General features: G+C 70.0%; 16 protein-coding genes. 9 read left to right on the top strand and 7 right to left on the bottom strand.

Features of this window, described 5'->3' with window-relative positions:
• Positions 1-77 precede the first annotated feature (77 nt).
• The 3 genes from VEC04_RS08570 (at position 78) to VEC04_RS08560 (ending at position 4,653) form a co-directional block, all read left to right on the top strand.
• A complete protein-coding gene (locus VEC04_RS08570; RefSeq protein ID WP_324775829.1) occupies positions 78-2,117 on the top strand; it encodes an AsmA family protein in 2,040 nt (679 codons plus the stop codon).
• A gap of 160 nt (positions 2,118-2,277) precedes the next feature.
• Positions 2,278-3,135 (top strand): alpha/beta hydrolase, encoded by an 858-nt coding sequence (locus VEC04_RS08565; protein ID WP_324775827.1) that lies wholly within the window; start codon positions 2,278-2,280, stop codon positions 3,133-3,135.
• Between the two features lie 60 nt (positions 3,136-3,195).
• Entirely contained in the window at positions 3,196-4,653 is a 1,458-nt protein-coding gene (locus VEC04_RS08560) for an AMP nucleosidase (protein WP_324775825.1), read from the top strand.
• A 16-nt stretch (positions 4,654-4,669) separates the two neighbouring features.
• Here the strand turns inward: VEC04_RS08560 and VEC04_RS08555 are convergent, their stop codons facing one another.
• Positions 4,670-5,161: a phasin family protein gene (locus VEC04_RS08555; RefSeq protein WP_324775823.1), complete on the bottom strand. Its 492-nt coding sequence runs from the start codon at positions 5,159-5,161 to the stop codon at positions 4,670-4,672.
• A 26-nt stretch (positions 5,162-5,187) separates the two neighbouring features.
• Positions 5,188-5,937, bottom strand: coding sequence for a creatininase family protein (locus VEC04_RS08550; RefSeq protein WP_324775821.1), 750 nt, complete (start codon positions 5,935-5,937; stop codon positions 5,188-5,190).
• A gap of 103 nt (positions 5,938-6,040) precedes the next feature.
• On the opposite strand from VEC04_RS08550, the gene VEC04_RS08545 reads away from it, so the two are divergent.
• Complete coding sequence (locus VEC04_RS08545) at positions 6,041-7,285, top strand: NAD(P)/FAD-dependent oxidoreductase (RefSeq protein ID WP_324775820.1); 1,245 nt, start codon at positions 6,041-6,043, stop codon at positions 7,283-7,285.
• A gap of 66 nt (positions 7,286-7,351) precedes the next feature.
• Here VEC04_RS08545 and VEC04_RS08540 read toward each other — a convergent pair whose 3' ends face one another.
• The gene (locus tag VEC04_RS08540; protein WP_324775818.1) at positions 7,352-8,179 is read right to left on the bottom strand and encodes a 2OG-Fe(II) oxygenase; all 828 of its coding nucleotides are present in this window, start codon (positions 8,177-8,179) and stop codon (positions 7,352-7,354) included.
• Positions 8,180-8,587: 408 nt separating this feature from the next.
• On the opposite strand from VEC04_RS08540, the gene nth reads away from it, so the two are divergent.
• Positions 8,588-9,274, top strand: coding sequence for an endonuclease III (nth, locus tag VEC04_RS08535; protein WP_324775816.1), 687 nt, complete (start codon positions 8,588-8,590; stop codon positions 9,272-9,274).
• Here the strand turns inward: nth and VEC04_RS08530 are convergent.
• Positions 9,271-10,140 (bottom strand): transporter, encoded by an 870-nt coding sequence (locus tag VEC04_RS08530; RefSeq protein ID WP_324775814.1) that lies wholly within the window; start codon positions 10,138-10,140, stop codon positions 9,271-9,273. The genes nth and VEC04_RS08530 overlap by 4 nt on opposite strands.
• Before the next feature lie 115 nt (positions 10,141-10,255).
• Here VEC04_RS08530 and VEC04_RS08525 point away from each other — a divergent pair, with 115 nt between their 5' ends.
• Both VEC04_RS08525 and VEC04_RS08520 read left to right on the top strand, forming a co-directional pair.
• Positions 10,256-11,275: an adenosine kinase gene (locus tag VEC04_RS08525; RefSeq protein ID WP_324775812.1), complete on the top strand. Its 1,020-nt coding sequence runs from the start codon at positions 10,256-10,258 to the stop codon at positions 11,273-11,275.
• Between the two features lie 75 nt (positions 11,276-11,350).
• Complete coding sequence (locus tag VEC04_RS08520; protein ID WP_324775810.1) at positions 11,351-12,580, top strand: lysozyme inhibitor LprI family protein; 1,230 nt, start codon at positions 11,351-11,353, stop codon at positions 12,578-12,580.
• A 7-nt stretch (positions 12,581-12,587) separates the two neighbouring features.
• Here VEC04_RS08520 and VEC04_RS08515 read toward each other — a convergent pair whose 3' ends face one another.
• The 3 genes from VEC04_RS08515 to VEC04_RS08505 are packed head-to-tail and all read right to left on the bottom strand — an operon-like array spanning position 12,588 to position 14,010.
• Positions 12,588-13,130 (bottom strand): Smr/MutS family protein, encoded by a 543-nt coding sequence (locus tag VEC04_RS08515; RefSeq protein ID WP_324775808.1) that lies wholly within the window; start codon positions 13,128-13,130, stop codon positions 12,588-12,590.
• Entirely contained in the window at positions 13,127-13,387 is a 261-nt protein-coding gene (locus VEC04_RS08510) for a helix-turn-helix transcriptional regulator (RefSeq protein WP_324775806.1), read from the bottom strand. Before VEC04_RS08510 ends, VEC04_RS08515 begins: the two co-directional genes overlap by 4 nt.
• 53 nt (positions 13,388-13,440) lie before the next feature.
• Complete coding sequence (locus VEC04_RS08505; RefSeq protein ID WP_324775804.1) at positions 13,441-14,010, bottom strand: DUF2975 domain-containing protein; 570 nt, start codon at positions 14,008-14,010, stop codon at positions 13,441-13,443.
• Positions 14,011-14,462: 452 nt separating this feature from the next.
• Between VEC04_RS08505 and rdgB the strand changes: the two genes are divergently transcribed.
• Positions 14,463-15,065 carry an RdgB/HAM1 family non-canonical purine NTP pyrophosphatase gene (gene rdgB / locus VEC04_RS08500; protein ID WP_324775802.1) on the top strand — a complete coding sequence of 201 codons (603 nt, stop codon included), beginning with the start codon at positions 14,463-14,465 and terminating at the stop codon, positions 15,063-15,065.
• A 173-nt stretch (positions 15,066-15,238) separates the two neighbouring features.
• Complete coding sequence (hemW, locus tag VEC04_RS08495) at positions 15,239-16,393, top strand: radical SAM family heme chaperone HemW (RefSeq protein ID WP_324775800.1); 1,155 nt, start codon at positions 15,239-15,241, stop codon at positions 16,391-16,393.
• The last annotated feature ends 304 nt before the right edge of the window (positions 16,394-16,697 follow it).

The following is a 16,697-nucleotide window of genomic DNA, read 5'->3' as shown; positions in this document are numbered from 1 at the left end:
TTCGCTTGGGCCGCGGCGCCGGTCGTCTGAGCCTTTCCCCATGCTCGTGCGTTGTCTCCGCTCGACGGAGCGCCCGCGTGCAGAACCCCTTGAAGGATAATCCGAACTGGCTCGTCGTGCGGGACCGCGCCCTTGTCCCGGCCGGCGCCCGGGTGCGCACTTGGCGCGACTGGGTAGTGGCCAACGATCCGGTCTACGCCGCCGCCCGCCGTCCGGGCCTGCCCGAAAAGGTCGCCGCCTCCATCACCCTGGTGCTGGTCGCCGCCATCGTGCTGTTCCTGATTCTGTTCGACTGGAACATGCTGCGCGGGCCGATCGGCCGCTGGGCCTCGGCGCGCTATGACCGCGAAATCCAGCTGAACGGCGATCTCGACGTCAATCTTTTCAGCTGGACGCCGTCCGCCCGGGTGCAGAACCTGCGCATCGGCGGCCCGGACTGGGCCCGCGAGCAGGACACGCTGAAGGTCGACGACCTGCGCGCCTCGGTCCGTCTGCGCGCCCTGTTCGGCGGTCACATCGAGATGCCGCTGGTGCAGATCACCCGCCCGGAGGTGGTGCTGATCGCCACCGGGGACGGCCGCAAGAGCTGGCGGCTGAACCCGGACGCGCCGGACACCGGCGAGGGACTCAGACTGCCGCCAATCAACCGGCTGCTGATCCAGGACGGCAAGGTCTCGCTCGATGAACAGCACCGCAAGATCAGGCTGGACGCGACGATCAACGCCCGTGAAGGCTCCGACGGCCAGGCAGGCTTCCATCTCGACGGCAAGGGCACGATCAACGGCACGCCGCTGACCGTGCTGGTCCGGGGCGGACCCTTCATCAACATCCGTCGCGACCGCCCCTACACCTTCCACGGCGAGATCGCGGGGGTCGGCACCCGGCTGATCGCCGACGGCTCGATCACCCGCCCGTTCGACCTCGGCCAGTTCAACGCCACCCTGCGCCTGCAGGGTCGGGACCTAGCGGATGTCTATCTGCTGACCGGCGTGACCACGCCCAATACGCCGCCCTACCGGCTGGCGGGCAGGCTGACCCGCGACGACGCCAAATTCACCTTCGCCGATTTCAGCGGCCGCGTCGGCTCGTCGGATCTGTCGGGGGACGTGGTGGTCAACAAGGTCGGCGACCGCCGCCGCGTCGACGCAGAACTGCGTTCGCGTCTGCTCGACATCGACGACCTGATGGCCGTGCTGGGCGCCGAACCGCGGGTCACTTCGGGCGGCGACACGGTGGTGTCGTCCGGCGCTCCGGGCCGGCTTCTGCCCGACGCGCCGCTGAACGTCGACCGTTTGCGCGTCATGGACGGCACGCTGCGCTACAAGGCGGCGCGGGTGAAGCGCAACGAACTCGACGTGCGCCAGGTCGACATCGGCGCTGACCTGAAGCGCGGCATCCTCAATCTCGATCCGGTGGCCTTCACCTTCAACCGCGGTGAACTGCGCGGCACGGCGAAGATCAACGCCACGCGGGACCGGCCCTACAGCGCCATCGACTTCCGCCTGCGCGGCTATCCGCTGGAGTCGATCATCCCGGCCCGCAACGGCGTTCCGACCGTGACGGGCCGGGCGCTGGGCCGGGCGCAGCTGGAAGGCCCGGGCGCGTCGGTGCACGACTTCGCCGCGTCCTCGAAGGGGACCATCAGCCTGGTCGTACCGCAGGGCCGGATGCGCGCCGCCTTCGCCGAACTGATGGGCATCAATGTGCTCGCCGGCCTGCTCAAGATGAACGACAACTCCACGGCCGAGATCCGCTGCGCCGTGGCCGATTTCACCGTCAGCGGCGGGACGGCGACGGCGCGCACCTTCGTCATCGACACGACGCCGGTGGTGGCGCAGGGCACGGGCGCCATCGACCTCGGCGCCGAGACCCTGGACCTGCGCATCGATGGCGAAACCAAGGAGGCGCGTCTGATCCGGCTGTGGGCGCCGATCATCATCCGCGGGCCGCTGACCGGACCGAAGATCGACGTCGACCGCGGCGCGGTGGCGGCGCAGGTCGGGGTCGGCGCGCTTCTGGGGGCGCTGGTCAATCCGTTCGCCGCCCTGGCCGCCTTCGTCGATCCGGGCCTGGCTGAGGACGCCAACTGCGGCGCCCTGATCTCCTCGGCGAGGTGAATGAGCCAGGAGCCTGATCGGCTGAAGTGGAATCGCTTCGCGATTCCGCTGATGCCATGAAGCAGGCTCCAGCATAATTCTGGAGCGAATATCTGGGTTCAGATGCGATCGCATCTGACCGATTTCGCTTCAGGCCCCGCTTCGTGCCTATCCTGTACGAATGACGCGAAGAGGGTTTCTCGTTTCCGCCGCCGCCGCGCTCGCCGCCGCCTGCTCCCCGCTGGCGGCGCTGAACGCGCTCGGCCCGCGCGACCGGGGCGCGCGGCGGCTGGCCAGCGGCGTCCGCTACGGCGACGACCCGCGCCAGCGGATGGACGTGCTGGTTCCCACGGCGGCCCCGGAACGGCCGTGGCCGGTGCTGGTCTTCTTCTACGGCGGCGGCTGGGACTCGGGCGAGCGTGGTCATTACGGCTGGGCGGCCCATGCGCTGGCGGCGCGAGGCTTCGTCGTCGCCATGCCGGACTACCGGCTGGTCCCGACGGTGCATTTTCCCGGCTTCATCGAGGATGCCGCGGCGGCCACGGCGCGGGCGGCGGAACTGGCCGGGACCTGGGGCGGGGACCGCGGCCGGCTCGGGGTCGTCGGCCACTCGGCCGGCGCCCATCTGGCGATGATGATCGCCCTCGACCGGCGCTACATGGCGGGGGCCGGGGCGCCGGGCGTGATCCGCGCGGCGGCCGGGCTGGCGGGGCCGTACGACTTCCTGCCGCTCGACGTGCCCGCCTCGATCAACGCCTTCGGCCGCGCGCCGGACCTGACCCTGACCCAGCCGGTCACCTTCGCCCGCGCCGACGCTCCGCCGCTGTGGCTGGGGCACGGGACCGACGACGAGGTGGTTCACGCCGAGGACGCCACCATCCTGTGCGAGCGGATGCGGGCGGTCGGCGGCCGCTGCGAGGCGAAGCTCTATCCCGGTCTCAACCACGCCGATCTGATCGCGACCTTCTCGCCGCTGTTCCGCAAGAAGGCGCCGGTGCTGGACGACGTCACCGCCTTCCTGCGCCGCGAATTGGCCTGACGCGCCCGGGGACGGGGGCTCCTGTCTCGCCAAGGTCATTTTTGTCCGCTATCTGGGGCCATGACAGACATGATGACCGGCCCGATGACGGGCCCGGCGGCTCTGGACCGCCTCGAAACCCTCTACAACCAATCCGTCGCCAACCTCCGACAGGCTGTGCAGACCTTCCTCGCCACCGGCGAGAAGCCGGACCCGGAGGCGCGCGCCCGCGGCCTGTTCTCCTATCCGGAACTGAGGGTCAGCTGGTTCGGCGACCGGCCCGCCAATCTGGCCAGCCGGGCCTACGCCCGCCTTTCGCGCCCCGGCGTCTATTCGACCACCATCACCCGGCCCGAGCTGTTCCGGCCCTATCTGACCGAGCAGCTGGGTCTGCTCGAGGCAGACTACGGCGCCACCTTCGATGTCGGCCCGTCGGAGCAGGAGATCCCCTTCCCCTATGTGATGGACGGCTCGGACGTAGCGCTGGACCGCAGCCAGACCGCCGCCGTGGCGCGCCATTTCCCGACCACCGACCTGGCCCACATCGGCGACGAGATCTCCGACGGCCTGTTCGACATCGGCCGCGACTTCCCGCTGGCCCAGTTCGACGGCCTGCGCACCGACTTCTCGCTGGCCCGCCTGCGCCACTATACCGGCACGCCGGTGGAGGATGTGCAGTCCTACATCCTGTTCACCAACTACAATCGCTACGTCGACGAGTTCGTGCGCTGGGCCTGCGCCCAGGTGGCCGATCCGGCCAGCCCCTACGACCGGCTGGTCTGCGCCGGCGGCGTGGTCGTCACCCGCGACACGCCGAACCCCGGCGAGGTGGTCATGGACGCCGCCTGGAAGAAGCACCAGATGCCGGCCTATCACCTGACCGCGCCAGGCTGGAACGGCATCAGCCTGGTCAATATCGGCGTCGGCCCGTCCAACGCCAAGACCATCTGCGACCACCTCGCCGTGACCCGGCCCCACGCCTGGATGATGATCGGCCACTGCGGCGGCCTGCGCGACAGTCAGGTGATCGGCGACTACGTCCTGGCCCACGCCTATCTGCGCGACGACCACGTGCTCGACGCCGTGCTGCCGCCGGACATCCCCATCCCGTCGATCGCGGAGGTCCAGCGCGCCCTCTACGACGCCGCCAAGATGGTCTCTGGCGCGCCCGGCGAGGAGGTCAAGCGCCGCCTGCGCACCGGCACCGTGGTCACCACCGACGACCGAAACTGGGAGCTGCGCTACGCCAGGTCGGCCCAGCGCTTCAACCAGAGCCGGGCCGTGGCCATCGACATGGAGAGCGCCACCATCGCCGCCCAGGGCTACCGCTTCCGCGTGCCCTACGGGACACTGCTGTGCGTCTCGGACCGGCCGCTGCACGGCGAGATCAAGCTGCCGGGCCAGGCCAACCGCTTCTACGAGGGCTCGATCTCCGAACACCTGCAGATCGGCATCCAGGCCGTCGACCTGCTCCGCGCCGAGGGCTCCCGCCTGCACTCCCGCAAGCTCAGGGCCTTCGACGAGCCCCCGTTCCGGTAGTGACAGCGGGTCTCCCTCACCGAACGGGGAGGGAGAGCGACGGCTCCTGCTTCTTCAACCGCTTCGCATTGGCGACGGCGGCGGCGTGGATCGGCGAAAGCGCCTCGGCCTGAAGCTTCAGCATCGTCGCCCCGAAGGCCCAGCCGTCGCTGACCGCCCGGCCCATCGCCGCCGTGGCCCAGGCCCCCTGCGCCAGCGCCGCCTCGGCGGGACTGGACGCCTTCAGCACGGCGCCGAGCGCGTCCTGCGCCGCCGCGGTCTCGCGGCTGACGACGGCGGCGGTGGTCGCCGCCATGCCCGCCGCCGTGTTCAGCCCGACGGCGGCCGAGGCGGTCAGGGCCTCGACCTTTTCCGAGCCCATCAGGCTGAGTTCGCGCAGATCGGCCTTCAGCGGATCGCGCAGGCCGTCGGCGACGATCTCGAGGCGCCGCGCGATCACGTCGCCCGAGGCCTGGAGCAGTTCCTGCCCGGCGCGGGCGGTGCGGGCGGCGTGTTTGATCGGCGACATCGGTCGACCGTGCGCCGCGCCGCCGCCTACGGCAAGACCTCGGCGGTGAAGTCGGCCACATCCTTCAGCAGGGCGGTGACGGCGGCGTCGATGATCTCGCGGCCCTTCTCCGGGCTGGCCAGCAGCGGGTCGGAACCGATGCGGCCGTCCGGGAACCGGGCGCGGTAGTCCAGCGCGTCGCGGATCGGCCCGACCGGCGCGATCTGCGGGCTCATCTCCGCCGTCTTGATGCGGTCGGGATAGGCCGCCTGGGTGACCGCGATCTCCGACGGCGTGGCGTGCATGCCGTGGCCCTTCGGGAACATCCGGTTGCACAGGCTGGTCACGCCCGGCAGGTCCCACCAGTTGCGCAGCTTCAGCACGAACGGCGGCCGCTCCTCGACGAAGCTCCACTCGGCGTAGATCTCGGCGAAGGTCGCCTCGATGGTGGCGACGTTGCCGCCGTGGCCATTGAGGAAATAGATCCGTTCGAAGCCGTGCCGGCTCAGCGACGAGACCCAGTCGGTGATCGCGGCCATGAAGGTCGACGGGCGCAGGCTGATGGTGCCCGCGAAGGCCAGGTGGTGCTGCGCCATGCCGATGTTGAAGGTCGGCGCCACGATCAGGTTCTCGTCCTGCTTCTCGGCCGCATGGGCGATGATCTCGGGGCACAGCCAGTCGGTGCCCAGAAGGCCGGTCGGCCCGTGCTGCTCGTTCGAGCCGATCGGCGCCACCACGGTCTTTGTGGTCTTCAGCCGCGCATCGATCTCGGGCCAGGACGACAGGTGAATCAGCATGGGGAACTCCGGGGAACAGACGGGGGCTGCCTAAACCCCGCGGGCGCTCGCGCCAAGCCTTGGGGCGCTTGCGCTGCCGTCGTCGCGCACCGAAGTACCCCGCATGAGCCCCGCCACCCTGCCGTCTTCCGTCGATGTCGCCGTGATCGGCGCGGGCGCGGCCGGCATCGCGGCCGCCCGCCGGCTGGTGCGGCCGGGGCTGTCGGTAATCGTCCTCGAGGCGCGGGACCGGATCGGCGGCCGCGCCCACACGATCGAGCGTGACGGCGTCGCCCTCGACCTGGGCTGCGGCTGGCTGCACTCCGCCGACGAGAACCCGCTGGCGAAACTTGCGGAGGCCGCTGGCCTCACCATCGACCGCACCCCGCCGCCGTGGGAGCGCCAGGCCTTCGATCATGAGATGTCGGCCGCCGAACAGGCCGAGTTCGGCGCCTTCGAGAAGCGGGTTGCCGAGGCGGCGGCGCAGGGCCGCGAAGGGCCCGCTTCCGAACTGTTCGACCCGGACAGCCGCTGGAACGCCCGCATCGACGCCATCTCCGGCGCCCTGAATGGCGCGCGCTTCGCCGAGGTGTCGATCCAGGACTACGACGCCTACCGCGACACGGACGTGAATTGGCGGGTGGTCGAGGGCTACGGCCGACTGGTCGAGCGGCTGGGTGCCGGCGCGCCGGTCGTGCTGGACTGCCCGGTCAGCCGCGTCGACCGCTCCGGCCCGACCCTGCGGCTGGACACGGCGAAGGGTAGCGCCGAGGCCCGCGCCGTCATCCTCACCCTGCCCACCGATCTGATCGCGGCGGAGGCGGTGCGCTTCGACCCGCCTCTGCCGGAGCTGGCGGAGGCCGCCGCCCACCTGCCGCTCGGCCTGGCTTCCAAGCTGCACCTGAGCGTGACCGGCGCGGAGGACTTCCCGAAGGATAGCCAGCTGTGGGGCCGCTCCGACACGCCCGAAACCGGCGGCTATCACCTGCGCCCGTTCGGCCGGCCGATGATCGAGGCATGGTTCGGCGGCGGCATCGCCCGCCAGCTGGAGGCCGAGGGCGAGGCCGCCCTCTTCGCCTTCGCCTCGGAGGAACTGGCCAACCTGCTCGGCTCGTCCTTCCGCAAGCGCATCGCAGCTGTCGCCGCCTCGATGTGGGGCGCCGACCCGTGGTCCCGCGGGGTCTTTTCCCACGCTCTCCCGCATCACACTGGTGATCGGGCGCGACTGAAGGCCCCGGTCGACAACCGCATCTTCATCGCCGGCGAGGCGACGTCGCAGAGCTTCTACGGTACGGCGCATGGCGCGTGGCTGGAGGGCGAACGGGCGGCGGAGGAGGCGCTGGCTACCCTCGGTCTCGTGAGCGGTTGACGCCTTGCCGCCTGTGTTCCCGAGGGGACCTTCCTGCGCCGGGCCTGTTCGGCAGGTGCGGCGACCCTAGGCTTCCGCCTGGGCCCGCCCCTGAACATATCCGGCGTCCGCCCGACGGCGTAGCTTGAGGGCCTTGCGGGCGAACAGGCGTGCTGCGTTGTCTACACTGCACCACAGGCGACGCAGGGGCTGCTCGGGCCGTCCGGTGAACGAGGTGACGTGGTAATATTCTTCCCCGTTCGGTGATGCTTCAGAGAAATAGTAGTTGGACACACAACACCGCGGCGGCCCGGCGACTACGGGGCTGACCGAATGCCACGACCGGTCATTGGTTTCCATCAGGACAAGCCGGTTGAAGGTTGAGACGATGGTCACCGGCTCGGAGACCTTGTCGTCCCACAGCTCCAGGTTCCCGCCATTAGACTCGACCCAGTCCGGGGTCACATAGAACAGGGAGTTTATCCGCCGGTATTTACGCCGCGTCGCCTCGTGACTGTTATCGATGTGCGGGTTGAGGAAGTCGCCCGGCAGCATCATCGACACCCCGCCGGCGTACAGGGTGGGGTCGCCATCCAGCCCCTCGATCCCGGTCAGCTCTCCAATCCGCTCCACGACGGGTTTTGATTGCAGAGCATAGACGATGTCCGCCAGCAGCTCCGGTCGGTTCGACAAGTCGAACGCCTGTCGCTTTTTTTCCCGGAACGAGTCGAGGACCCTGAAGCCCTCGGCCTGCGGGGGGAAACAGCCGTGGATGCGCCGGGTGATCTCCTCCGGCAACAGATCGTCGATGATGGCGTAGCGGGTCGGAGTTCCCTCCGCCGTCTTGGACCAGTCGACTGCGACATTTTCATCCAGCCGGGACAAAATAGCCCGGATAAGCTCGACGCGGCTCATGAACTCTCAGCTTTCCCTTGCGCCACGGACTTTTGTTTTGAAGGACGGACCGCGTCAAGGCCGTCAGCGAGCCTTCGGCAGAGGCGCCGTATATTCGTCTGGACCAGTTTCGCCCAGCGCAGACGGTATCTCGCAGGTGCTGAAGCCGAGCGGCTGATGAAACCGGCGACGCCACCCGACCCGCACGGAGCGAGCAATGCACCGGGCGCATCCGGCCAGGTAGCGAACCAAGGGCGGCCGCCTGGAACGTCGGGCAACCGTCGTCAGCGGGCTTGACCCCGGCGCTCGAAACCCGACGGTGGCCTCCCTTGGCGGAACCCGCCCGATTGATGAAACCGGATGGCCAGACCCGTGACATCGAAACCGCGTTCCCGGACGGCGAAGCCAGCGCCCAGACGCCCCGCCGTCATGACGGGCGCCATCGTCCCCGTCCTCGGCTGGCCGCCGGGCGAGGACCGGGTCGAGGCCATCTTCGAACGGTTGTCGCGGGTCATGCCGGACCCGAAGACCGAGCTGAACTTCTCCAGCCCCTTCACCCTGGTCGTCGCCGTCGCCCTGTCGGCCCAGGCCACCGACGTCTCCGTCAACAAGGCCACCGACCGCCTGTTCGCCGTCGCCGACACGCCGCAGAAGATGCTGGCGCTGGGCGAGGAGGGGTTGATCCCGTTCATCTCGTCCATCGGCCTCTACCGCGGCAAGGCCAGGAACGTCATCGCCCTCAGCCGCATCCTGCTGGAGCGATACGGCGGCGAGGTCCCGCTGAACCGCGAGGCGTTGCAGGCCCTGCCCGGCGTCGGCCGCAAGACCGCCAGCGTGGTGCTGAACGAGCTCGGGATCGAGCCGGCCATCGCCGTCGACACCCATGTGTTCCGCGTCTCGCACCGGCTCGGGCTCGCCAACGCCGCCACCCCCGACACGGTCGAGGCCCAGCTGCACAAGGTTGTGCCTGATCCGTGGCTGCCCAAGGCGCACCACTGGCTGATCCTGCACGGCCGCTACACCTGCACGGCGCGCAAGCCGAAATGCAGCGCCTGCGTGATCAGCGACCTGTGCCCGTGGCGGGCGGGGCTTCAGGCGCTGGGGGAGGCGGTCTAGAGCCGCGCCCTCACCGCCTCCGCGAACCGATGTCCGCCCTCCGGCGCCGAGCCGAGGTAGAAGTCCGGCTCGATCAGTTCGGCCTCCATCAGCAGCCAGCCGCCGTCCGGTCCCTGCGCCATGTCTATGCGGGCGTAGAGCAGGTCCTCGTCGATGGCGGCGAGCGTCTTTTCCGCCAGCGCCAGCGCGCCGGCCGGCGGCTCCGCCAGCGCCGCGTACTGACCGCCGAACTGGACCTGGATGCGGAATTCGCCCGCCACTGGCCGCTTGTTGACCGCGTGGCTCAGCCGTCCGCCGAAGAAGAGCAGCGAGGTCTCGCCCTCGGTTTCAATGGACGGCAGGTAGGGCTGGATCATCGCCGGCCCCTCCGGCGCATCGGCCAGCCGCTCGCCGCGCGACAGGCGCAGCGTCTTCCACGCCCCGCCCGACACCCGCGGCTTGACGATGATCACCTCCGTTCCGAAGCGGACGAAGGCCGCGTCGACGTCGGCCTGATCGACGCCCTCCACCCAGACCGTCGGGGGTATGGCCACGCCCTGATCCGCCAGCCGCCCGAGGTAGGCCTTGTCCGAGTTCCAGCCGATCACCGACGGCGGATTGAACATCCGTACGCCGGCCTCGACCCAGGTCGCGCAGGCCTGAAGCCAGCGGCCGTGGTCGCGGTGATAGCCCCAGACGATCAGCGGCAGGACCAGCGGATAGCCGCTCAGGCCGTCGGCGCGGTCGACATGGTCCGTCCACGGGGTCGGCACGACCGTGATGTCCGCCCCGGCCAGGGCTAGCGAAAGGCGCTCGAGCACGGTCGGCCACTGGCCGGCGTAGGAGGAATCGGCGGGGTCGGGGGTCAGCACGGCGATACGGGTCATGGCCGGCTCTTCGCCGGAAAGCCGGCGCTTCGCAACATGGCTCTCCTTGTCGGCCCATAAGGAGGGCGGCGCCCCGGCTGGCCATTCCCGCCCGCAGCCGCTATGGCCCGCGGCCATGACCCGGACCCCCTCCTTCGACGTTTGCGCCGTCGGCAACGCCATCGTCGACGTCCTCGCCCCCTGCGACTCCGGCTTCCTCGAGGCGCAGGGCCTGACCGCCGGCTCGATGCAGCTGGTCGACGCGGAACGAAGCGCGGCGCTCTACGCGGCGATGGCGGCGGGGGTCGAGGCCTCGGGCGGCTCGGCCGGCAACACCGTCGCCGGCGTCGGCTCCTTCGGCGGCCGCGCGGCCTATATCGGCAAGGTGGCCGACGACCAGCTGGGCGGCGTCTTCACCCACGACATCCACGCCGTCGGCGTTCACTTCACGACCCCGCCGCTGGCCGGAGGCGCCACCGGCGTCTGCATGATCAACGTCACCCCGGACGGCCAGCGCACCATGTGCACCTTCCTCGGGGCCGCCAACCAGCTGCGGGTCGAGGACATCGACGCGGACCTGATCGGCGCCTCCGCCATCGTCTACCTCGAAGGCTATCTGTTCGACCCCGCCCCGGCCCGAGCCGCCTTCGAGGCGGCCGCCGCCGCCGCCCACGCCGCCGGCCGCAAGGTCGCCATCACCCTGTCGGACAGCTTTGTGGTCCATCGCTGGCGGGCCGAACTGTTGGCCTTCATCGAGGCCTCGACCGACATCGTGCTGGCCAACGAAGCCGAGCTGCACGCCCTGTTCGAGACCGAAGACTTCGACCACGCCGCCGCCCACCTGGGCCGCATCGTCGACGTCGCCGCCGTCACCCGCGGGCCGAAGGGCTCGGTGGTGTTCGGCGAGGGCGGCGCCGAGCGGGTCGAGGTCGCCGCCTTCCCGGTCGACAAGGTGGTCGACACCACCGGCGCCGGCGACCAGTACGCCGCTGGCTTCCTGCTCGGCCTCGCCCGCGGCCTGTCCCTGGAGGACGCCGGCAAGCTGGGCTCCCTCGCCGCCGCCGAAGTCATCGCCCACTGGGGGCCGAGGCCGATGACCTCGCTGGAGCAGCTGGCGAAAGGGGCCGGTCTGGCGCTAGGCTCCGGCCCGGACTGATCGATGCATGGGGGCGGGGGCATGGAGCGCAAGAGTCGCGGACTTGAGGATCCAAAGCCCTGGTGGGAGGCGCGCATGCCTTTCATCATCGGCGGCGTAGCGGCGGCAGTCGCCCTCGCTGGCGGGATCGCGCTCCTTCAGCCACGGTTCGTGCTGCGGGAGGTCCATGTCGCGAACCCTGTGGCGGCCGCGGCGGACACGGTTGTCGCTCCGTCGGCGGCGCCGTCCACCCATCCGGAAAACACCTGGATCGAATGGTCCAGCGACACTGGCGGGGGCCCCTATCGCATCGCCGGCCTGACCCTCGCCATGGCGGTGGTCAAGGTCGACGATATCGACGCGCCCCGCCTGACGGTGCGGCCCGACGACGGCACGGTCACCGGGATCACGGGGGAGGCGGCGGGATGGACCAACACCGCCGGCCAGTTCGCGGTCGTCCAGCTTCGAGCGGACGATCCGTCCCGCCAGGTGCTGTTCTCCAGCTTCAGTGGCGGCGCGCACTGCTGCACGGCCCTGGTCGTTCTGGAGCGGGACGGGGACCGCTGGCGGCGCATCGATCTTGGCAATTTCGACGGCGACGGCATGTCGCTGCCCAGAGATATCGACGGAGACGGCGTCAAGGAGTTCGAGTTCGTCGATCAACGCTTCCTGTACGCCTTCACCAGCTACGCCGGCAGCTGGGCGCCGCCGACCATCCGGCAAGTCGTCGAAGGCCGGGTCAGGGATGTCTCGGCGGAGCCGCGCTTCAGGTCCGAGTTCGCGGCCTATCTTCCGGAAGCGCGACAGGCCTGCGCCGGCGGTTCCAACGGAGCGTGCGCGGCCTTCGTCGCGGCGGCTGCGAGGACGGGCGCCCTGGAGTCCGCCTGGGCCTTCATGCTGCGTTCCTATGACCAGATGGACGACTGGGACTATCCCGCCGCGTGCCGGATCAGGACGGCGGGCGCCTGCCCGGAAGGAGTGGAGCAGGTTTTCGCCACGTTCCCGGAGGCCCTGCAATGGTACCTCGGTGAACTCGGCTATACGCCGCCCTCCTATGTCGAGCCTCTGAACGCGCGCGGTCCGAGCTTCGATTGCGGCGGCGCCCGCACTCCCGCGGAGCGCCTCATATGCGGCGATGCGGCTCTGGCCGGTCTCGATCGAAGGATGGCGGCGGCCTACACCCGGGCGAGGGCCCTGAGCGCCGCCCGGACCACTCTGCGGGCCAGCCAGCGCGAGTTTCTCGCGGAGAGAAACCAGTCGCTCGACCCGGCGGCGATGGCGGCCCTTTACTCGGCCCGCATCAAGCAACTGGCCGCGGTGGGGTGACGAGCCGTCAGACCCTCCGGATCGTCACATACAGCGCGCCGTCGCCGCCGTGCCGGCGCGCCGCCGGGGCGAACCCCGAGACGACCCCGCGCAGGCCGGGGCTCTGCAGCCATTCGTGGACCGAGGCGCGGATCACGCCGCCGCCGCGCCGGCCTTGGCCGGTGATGACCAGCACCGACCGGTAGCCTCTCGTCTGCGCCGTGGTCAAGAAGGCGGTCAGGGCGTCCTGGGCCTGGAAGCGGCCGAAGCCGTGCAGGTCGATGCGGGCCTCGATCGGATCGCGCTCGCGCGACAGGCGGCGCTGGCGGCGAGGCTCCAGTTCCTCGGGCAGGCCCCGCGGTCGGGTCGGGGCCGGGCTCGCCGGGACATAGGGGGCCGGGACTGCCCGGGCCTTCACGGGCCCTTTCGGCGGCGGCGCGGCCGGCGGTTCGGGATCGGCGACGCCGGGCATGATGCGCAGCGCCTTCTTCGGCTTCGACGGCTTCACCGAGCCCGCGACCCGCGCCCAGATCCGGCGGTCCTCCGGGCTCAGGTCGTCGCGGCGGCTCATGTGGTGCCGGGGGCGTTTCCGTCCGGGTCCTCGTCGGAGCCGGGATCCTGCGGACCGGGCGTCTGCGTCAGCAGGTCGCCGGGCTGGCAGTTCAGTTCGCGGCACAGGGCGTCCAGGGTCGTGAAGCGGATGGCCCGCGCCTTGCCGGTCTTGAGGATCGACAGATTGGCCAGGGTCACGCCGACGCGGTCCGCCAGCTCGGTCAGCGACATGCGCCGTTCGAGGAGGATGCGGTCGAGCTGTACGCGGATGGCCATGGGACCTCTCTATACCGATGGGCGCGGCGACGAAAAGCCGGCCGGCTGTCCTTTCAGATGGTCAGTTCCGACTCGCGGCGCAGGCGCGCGCCCTCGCGGAAGACCTCGGCGATGACGACGATGATGACGACGGCGAACGACGGGGTGATCAGGTCGAACAGGCTGGGCGCCGCCATGGCCCCGCGCACGAAGCGGGCGACCAGAAACTGGCCGGCCCAGACGCCGAGCGTGACCGTGGCGAAGGCTGCGCCGATCTGGTGCAGGCGGCGCACGTTCTGCGGATGAAAAGGGTCGCCGACGCGCAGCGTCGCGACGATGCCGATCAGCAGGCGGAAGATCAGGGCGGAGGTGGCCAGGTAGGCGAAGGCGGCGATGGCCACCAGCAGCACATAGGCCCAGGGCAGGGGGATCACGATGGCCTCGTCGCCGGTCCCTGCGGTCACCACGGGGGTGCCGAAGACTTTCAACGCCACGACGGCGGACGGGATGAGGACGGCGCCGATGGCCAGGACCCAGAAGGCGACGGCGCACGCCGTTCCAGCCACGCTGGAGATCGAGACCAGGTTCAGACGGGGAAGGGAAGGGGTGCGGATCCCGAGCGATGTCGTCTTCGGGAATCGCATGCGGGCCTCGTTCAGGCCGGAAGTCCAGGCGAGGATGCCGCGTGGGGTCCGGCGAACCCGCACGCGGTCTTATACATCGCGTTTGTCATGCAGATCGTCAAAGCTCCGGTGAGCAGAAGCAGGATCACAGGGCCTGGACGAGCGTGGCGACCAGCGCGGTCGGCAGGGCGGCGAGCAGGAAGGCGTTGAGGATGCCGTGGCCGACCTTTTCGATGAAGTAGGAAGCGTTCATGGTGTTCATAGTCGTTCTCTGTTGATCCTGAGTGAGGGATGTTTTCACCCCTCGTTGGTTGTGCCGCTGCATCGATCTTGCCGGTTTGGCCCGTATCGGGGAACGTTGCGGCGTCCGTCCTTGGGTTAATAGATAGGCCGTGCATGGCTGGAAGTCATGTTACATATCGTTTAACGATATTAAACTTTGGCAATGGATTGTTGCAGGGCGCGTGATCGGCATGAAACTCAAGCTTATCAAGGGGATGCGGATCGTCGCGGCGACCCATAATCCGGGCAAGGTCCCCGAGATCGAGGCCCTGCTGGGCGGACATTACGAGGTGGTCACCGCCGCCGCGCTGAATCTGCCGGAGCCGGACGAGACCGAGACCACCTTCGCCGGCAACGCCCTGCTCAAGGCGCGCCACGCGGCGGACCGCTCGGGCGAAGTCGCCCTGGCCGACGACTCCGGCCTGTCGGTGGCCGCCCTGGGTGGAGCCCCAGGCATCTTCTCCGCCCGCTGGGCCGGACCGGACAAGGATTTCGCCTTCGCCATGCGCCGGGTCGAGGAGCGGCTCGACGAGGCCGGCTCGGACGATCGCCGCGCGTGGTTCACCTCGGCCCTGGCGGTGGCCTGGCCCGACGGTCCCGCGGTGGTGGTCGAGGGCCGTGTCGAGGGCCGGCTGACCTTCCCGCCGCGCGGCGACCGCGGCTTCGGCTACGATCCGATCTTCCTTCCGGACGGCCATGACCAGACCTTCGGCGAGCTGGACCCGGCGGTGAAGGACTCGATCAGCCACCGCGCGAGGGCGTTCGAGAAGCTGAAGGCGGCGCTCATCGATTGACCCTCTCCCGCCGGGAGAGGGCTTGAGCGCACGGCGGCGCCGGCCGTCGTCCTTGTGCGGAAGGGTGAGCGTCGACAGTCCGGGGGCGGCTTGGCCGCTTCGCCATCGACCCTCATCCGGCGCCATGCGCCACCGTCTCCCATCGGCAGAAGGAACCGTTTAGAGCATCGGCGATGATCCCCGACCCCGGCACAGATCTCGCCCTCTACGTCCACTGGCCCTACTGCGCCCGCATCTGCCCCTATTGCGATTTCAATGTCGTGCGCGCCCGGGGCCGGCGGGAGGAACAGGCGGCGCTGGTCCAGGCCATTCTCGCCGATCTCGAGGCGCAGGCCGCGCTGACCGGCCCCCGCCGGCTGGCCTCGATCTTCCTCGGCGGCGGCACCCCGTCGCTGATGCAACCGGAAGCGGCCGCGGCGGTGATCGAACGCGCGCAAGCCCTGTTCCCGCCGCGCGGCCCGGTCGAGATCACCCTCGAGGCCAATCCGACCGACGCCGAGGCCGACCGGTTCGCGGCGCTTGCCGCCGCCGGGGTCAACCGCCTGTCGATGGGGGTGCAGGCGCTGGACGGCGCGGCCCTGGCCTTCCTCGGCCGCAACCACTCCGCCGACGAGGCGCGCCGGGCCGTGGCCATGGCGGCGCGCGCCTTCGACCGCCTCTCGATCGACCTGATCTACGCCCGCCCGGGTCAGACCGTGAGCGGCTGGACCGCCGAACTGACCGAGGCGCTGGATCTCGGCTTCGAGCACGTCTCGCCCTACCAGCTGACCATCGAGCCCACGACCGCCTTCGGCCGCGCCGTCGCCCGGGGCGACTGGACGCCGCCCGATGAAGACACAGCGGCCGCCCTCTACGAGACCACCCAGGCAGTGCTCGAGCGGGCGGGGTTCGAGGCCTATGAGGTGTCCAACCACGCCAGCGGCGTCCCGGCCCGCTCGGCCCACAACCTCCACATATGGCGTGGCGGCGACTATCTCGGCGTCGGCCCCGGCGCGCATGGGCGGCTGACGCTGGAGGGTATGCGAACGGCCACCGTGGCCCATCGGGGGATCGCGGACTACGTCAGCGGAGTCGAGGCGGGTGCGCCCTGGTCCGAACGTGAGGTGCTGGACCCGCGGGCGGCCGCCGAGGAACGGGTCCTGCTGGGCCTGCGTACCGTCGAGGGCGTCCCGCTCGCCGCCCTCTCCGCCCTCGGGCTGACCTTCGCCGCCCCGCCGCTCGCCGACCTCCTCGCCGACGGCTTCCTCGCCCTCTCCGGGGAAAACGTCGCCGCCACGGCGCAAGGCCGCCCCGTGCTGGACGCGGTCCTGAAGACCCTGCTGACCTGAGGCTCTCAAGCGGTTCACCTCCCATTCGGGCGGCCGACGGGGAGGTGAGCCGTGACGCTGTGCCGGCATTTCCCGGAATTATAGTCCGATAGTCACAAAACCCTCTCGCGCGATCAAAGACATCGCCTTTTCCCGAGGCGATCTGCCGTCCGCGTAGAGGGGGGGCGTATAATCTCTCCATCCCGTCGGACGGGGAGGGCGTCGGATCCACGTTCTCGATGACGGCGGGCTGTGGTCGAGCGATGAAGCCCGGGCGATGGAGAGTCCGGGGGTCCTCGCGGAGGTCGATGGATGGCCTCTGCTT

This window comes from Brevundimonas sp. (assembly GCF_035626535.1).
In the GTDB taxonomy this organism is placed as follows: Bacteria; Pseudomonadota; Alphaproteobacteria; order Caulobacterales; family Caulobacteraceae; genus Brevundimonas.
This window is presented reverse-complemented; position numbering and strand designations above follow the sequence as displayed.

Bases quoted from the DNA above. Each gene is read 5' to 3' on its own strand.
- VEC04_RS08565 (WP_324775827.1), top strand. From the start codon at position 2,278: ATGACGCGAAGAGGGTTTCTCGTTTCCGCCGCCGCCGCGCTCGCCGCC.
- VEC04_RS08560 (WP_324775825.1), top strand. From the start codon at position 3,196: ATGACAGACATGATGACCGGCCCGATGACGGGCCCGGCGGCTCTGGAC.
- VEC04_RS08555 (WP_324775823.1), bottom strand. From the start codon at position 5,161: ATGTCGCCGATCAAACACGCCGCCCGCACCGCCCGCGCCGGGCAGGAA.
- VEC04_RS08550 (WP_324775821.1), bottom strand. From the start codon at position 5,937: ATGCTGATTCACCTGTCGTCCTGGCCCGAGATCGATGCGCGGCTGAAG.
- VEC04_RS08545 (WP_324775820.1), top strand. From the start codon at position 6,041: ATGAGCCCCGCCACCCTGCCGTCTTCCGTCGATGTCGCCGTGATCGGC.
- VEC04_RS08540 (WP_324775818.1), bottom strand. From the start codon at position 8,179: ATGAGCCGCGTCGAGCTTATCCGGGCTATTTTGTCCCGGCTGGATGAA.
- nth (WP_324775816.1), top strand. From the start codon at position 8,588: ATGACGGGCGCCATCGTCCCCGTCCTCGGCTGGCCGCCGGGCGAGGAC.
- VEC04_RS08530 (WP_324775814.1), bottom strand. From the start codon at position 10,140: ATGACCCGTATCGCCGTGCTGACCCCCGACCCCGCCGATTCCTCCTAC.
- VEC04_RS08525 (WP_324775812.1), top strand. From the start codon at position 10,256: ATGACCCGGACCCCCTCCTTCGACGTTTGCGCCGTCGGCAACGCCATC.
- VEC04_RS08520 (WP_324775810.1), top strand. From the start codon at position 11,351: ATGCCTTTCATCATCGGCGGCGTAGCGGCGGCAGTCGCCCTCGCTGGC.
- VEC04_RS08515 (WP_324775808.1), bottom strand. From the start codon at position 13,130: ATGAGCCGCCGCGACGACCTGAGCCCGGAGGACCGCCGGATCTGGGCG.
- VEC04_RS08510 (WP_324775806.1), bottom strand. From the start codon at position 13,387: ATGGCCATCCGCGTACAGCTCGACCGCATCCTCCTCGAACGGCGCATG.
- VEC04_RS08505 (WP_324775804.1), bottom strand. From the start codon at position 14,010: ATGCGATTCCCGAAGACGACATCGCTCGGGATCCGCACCCCTTCCCTT.
- rdgB (WP_324775802.1), top strand. From the start codon at position 14,463: ATGAAACTCAAGCTTATCAAGGGGATGCGGATCGTCGCGGCGACCCAT.
- hemW (WP_324775800.1), top strand. From the start codon at position 15,239: ATGATCCCCGACCCCGGCACAGATCTCGCCCTCTACGTCCACTGGCCC.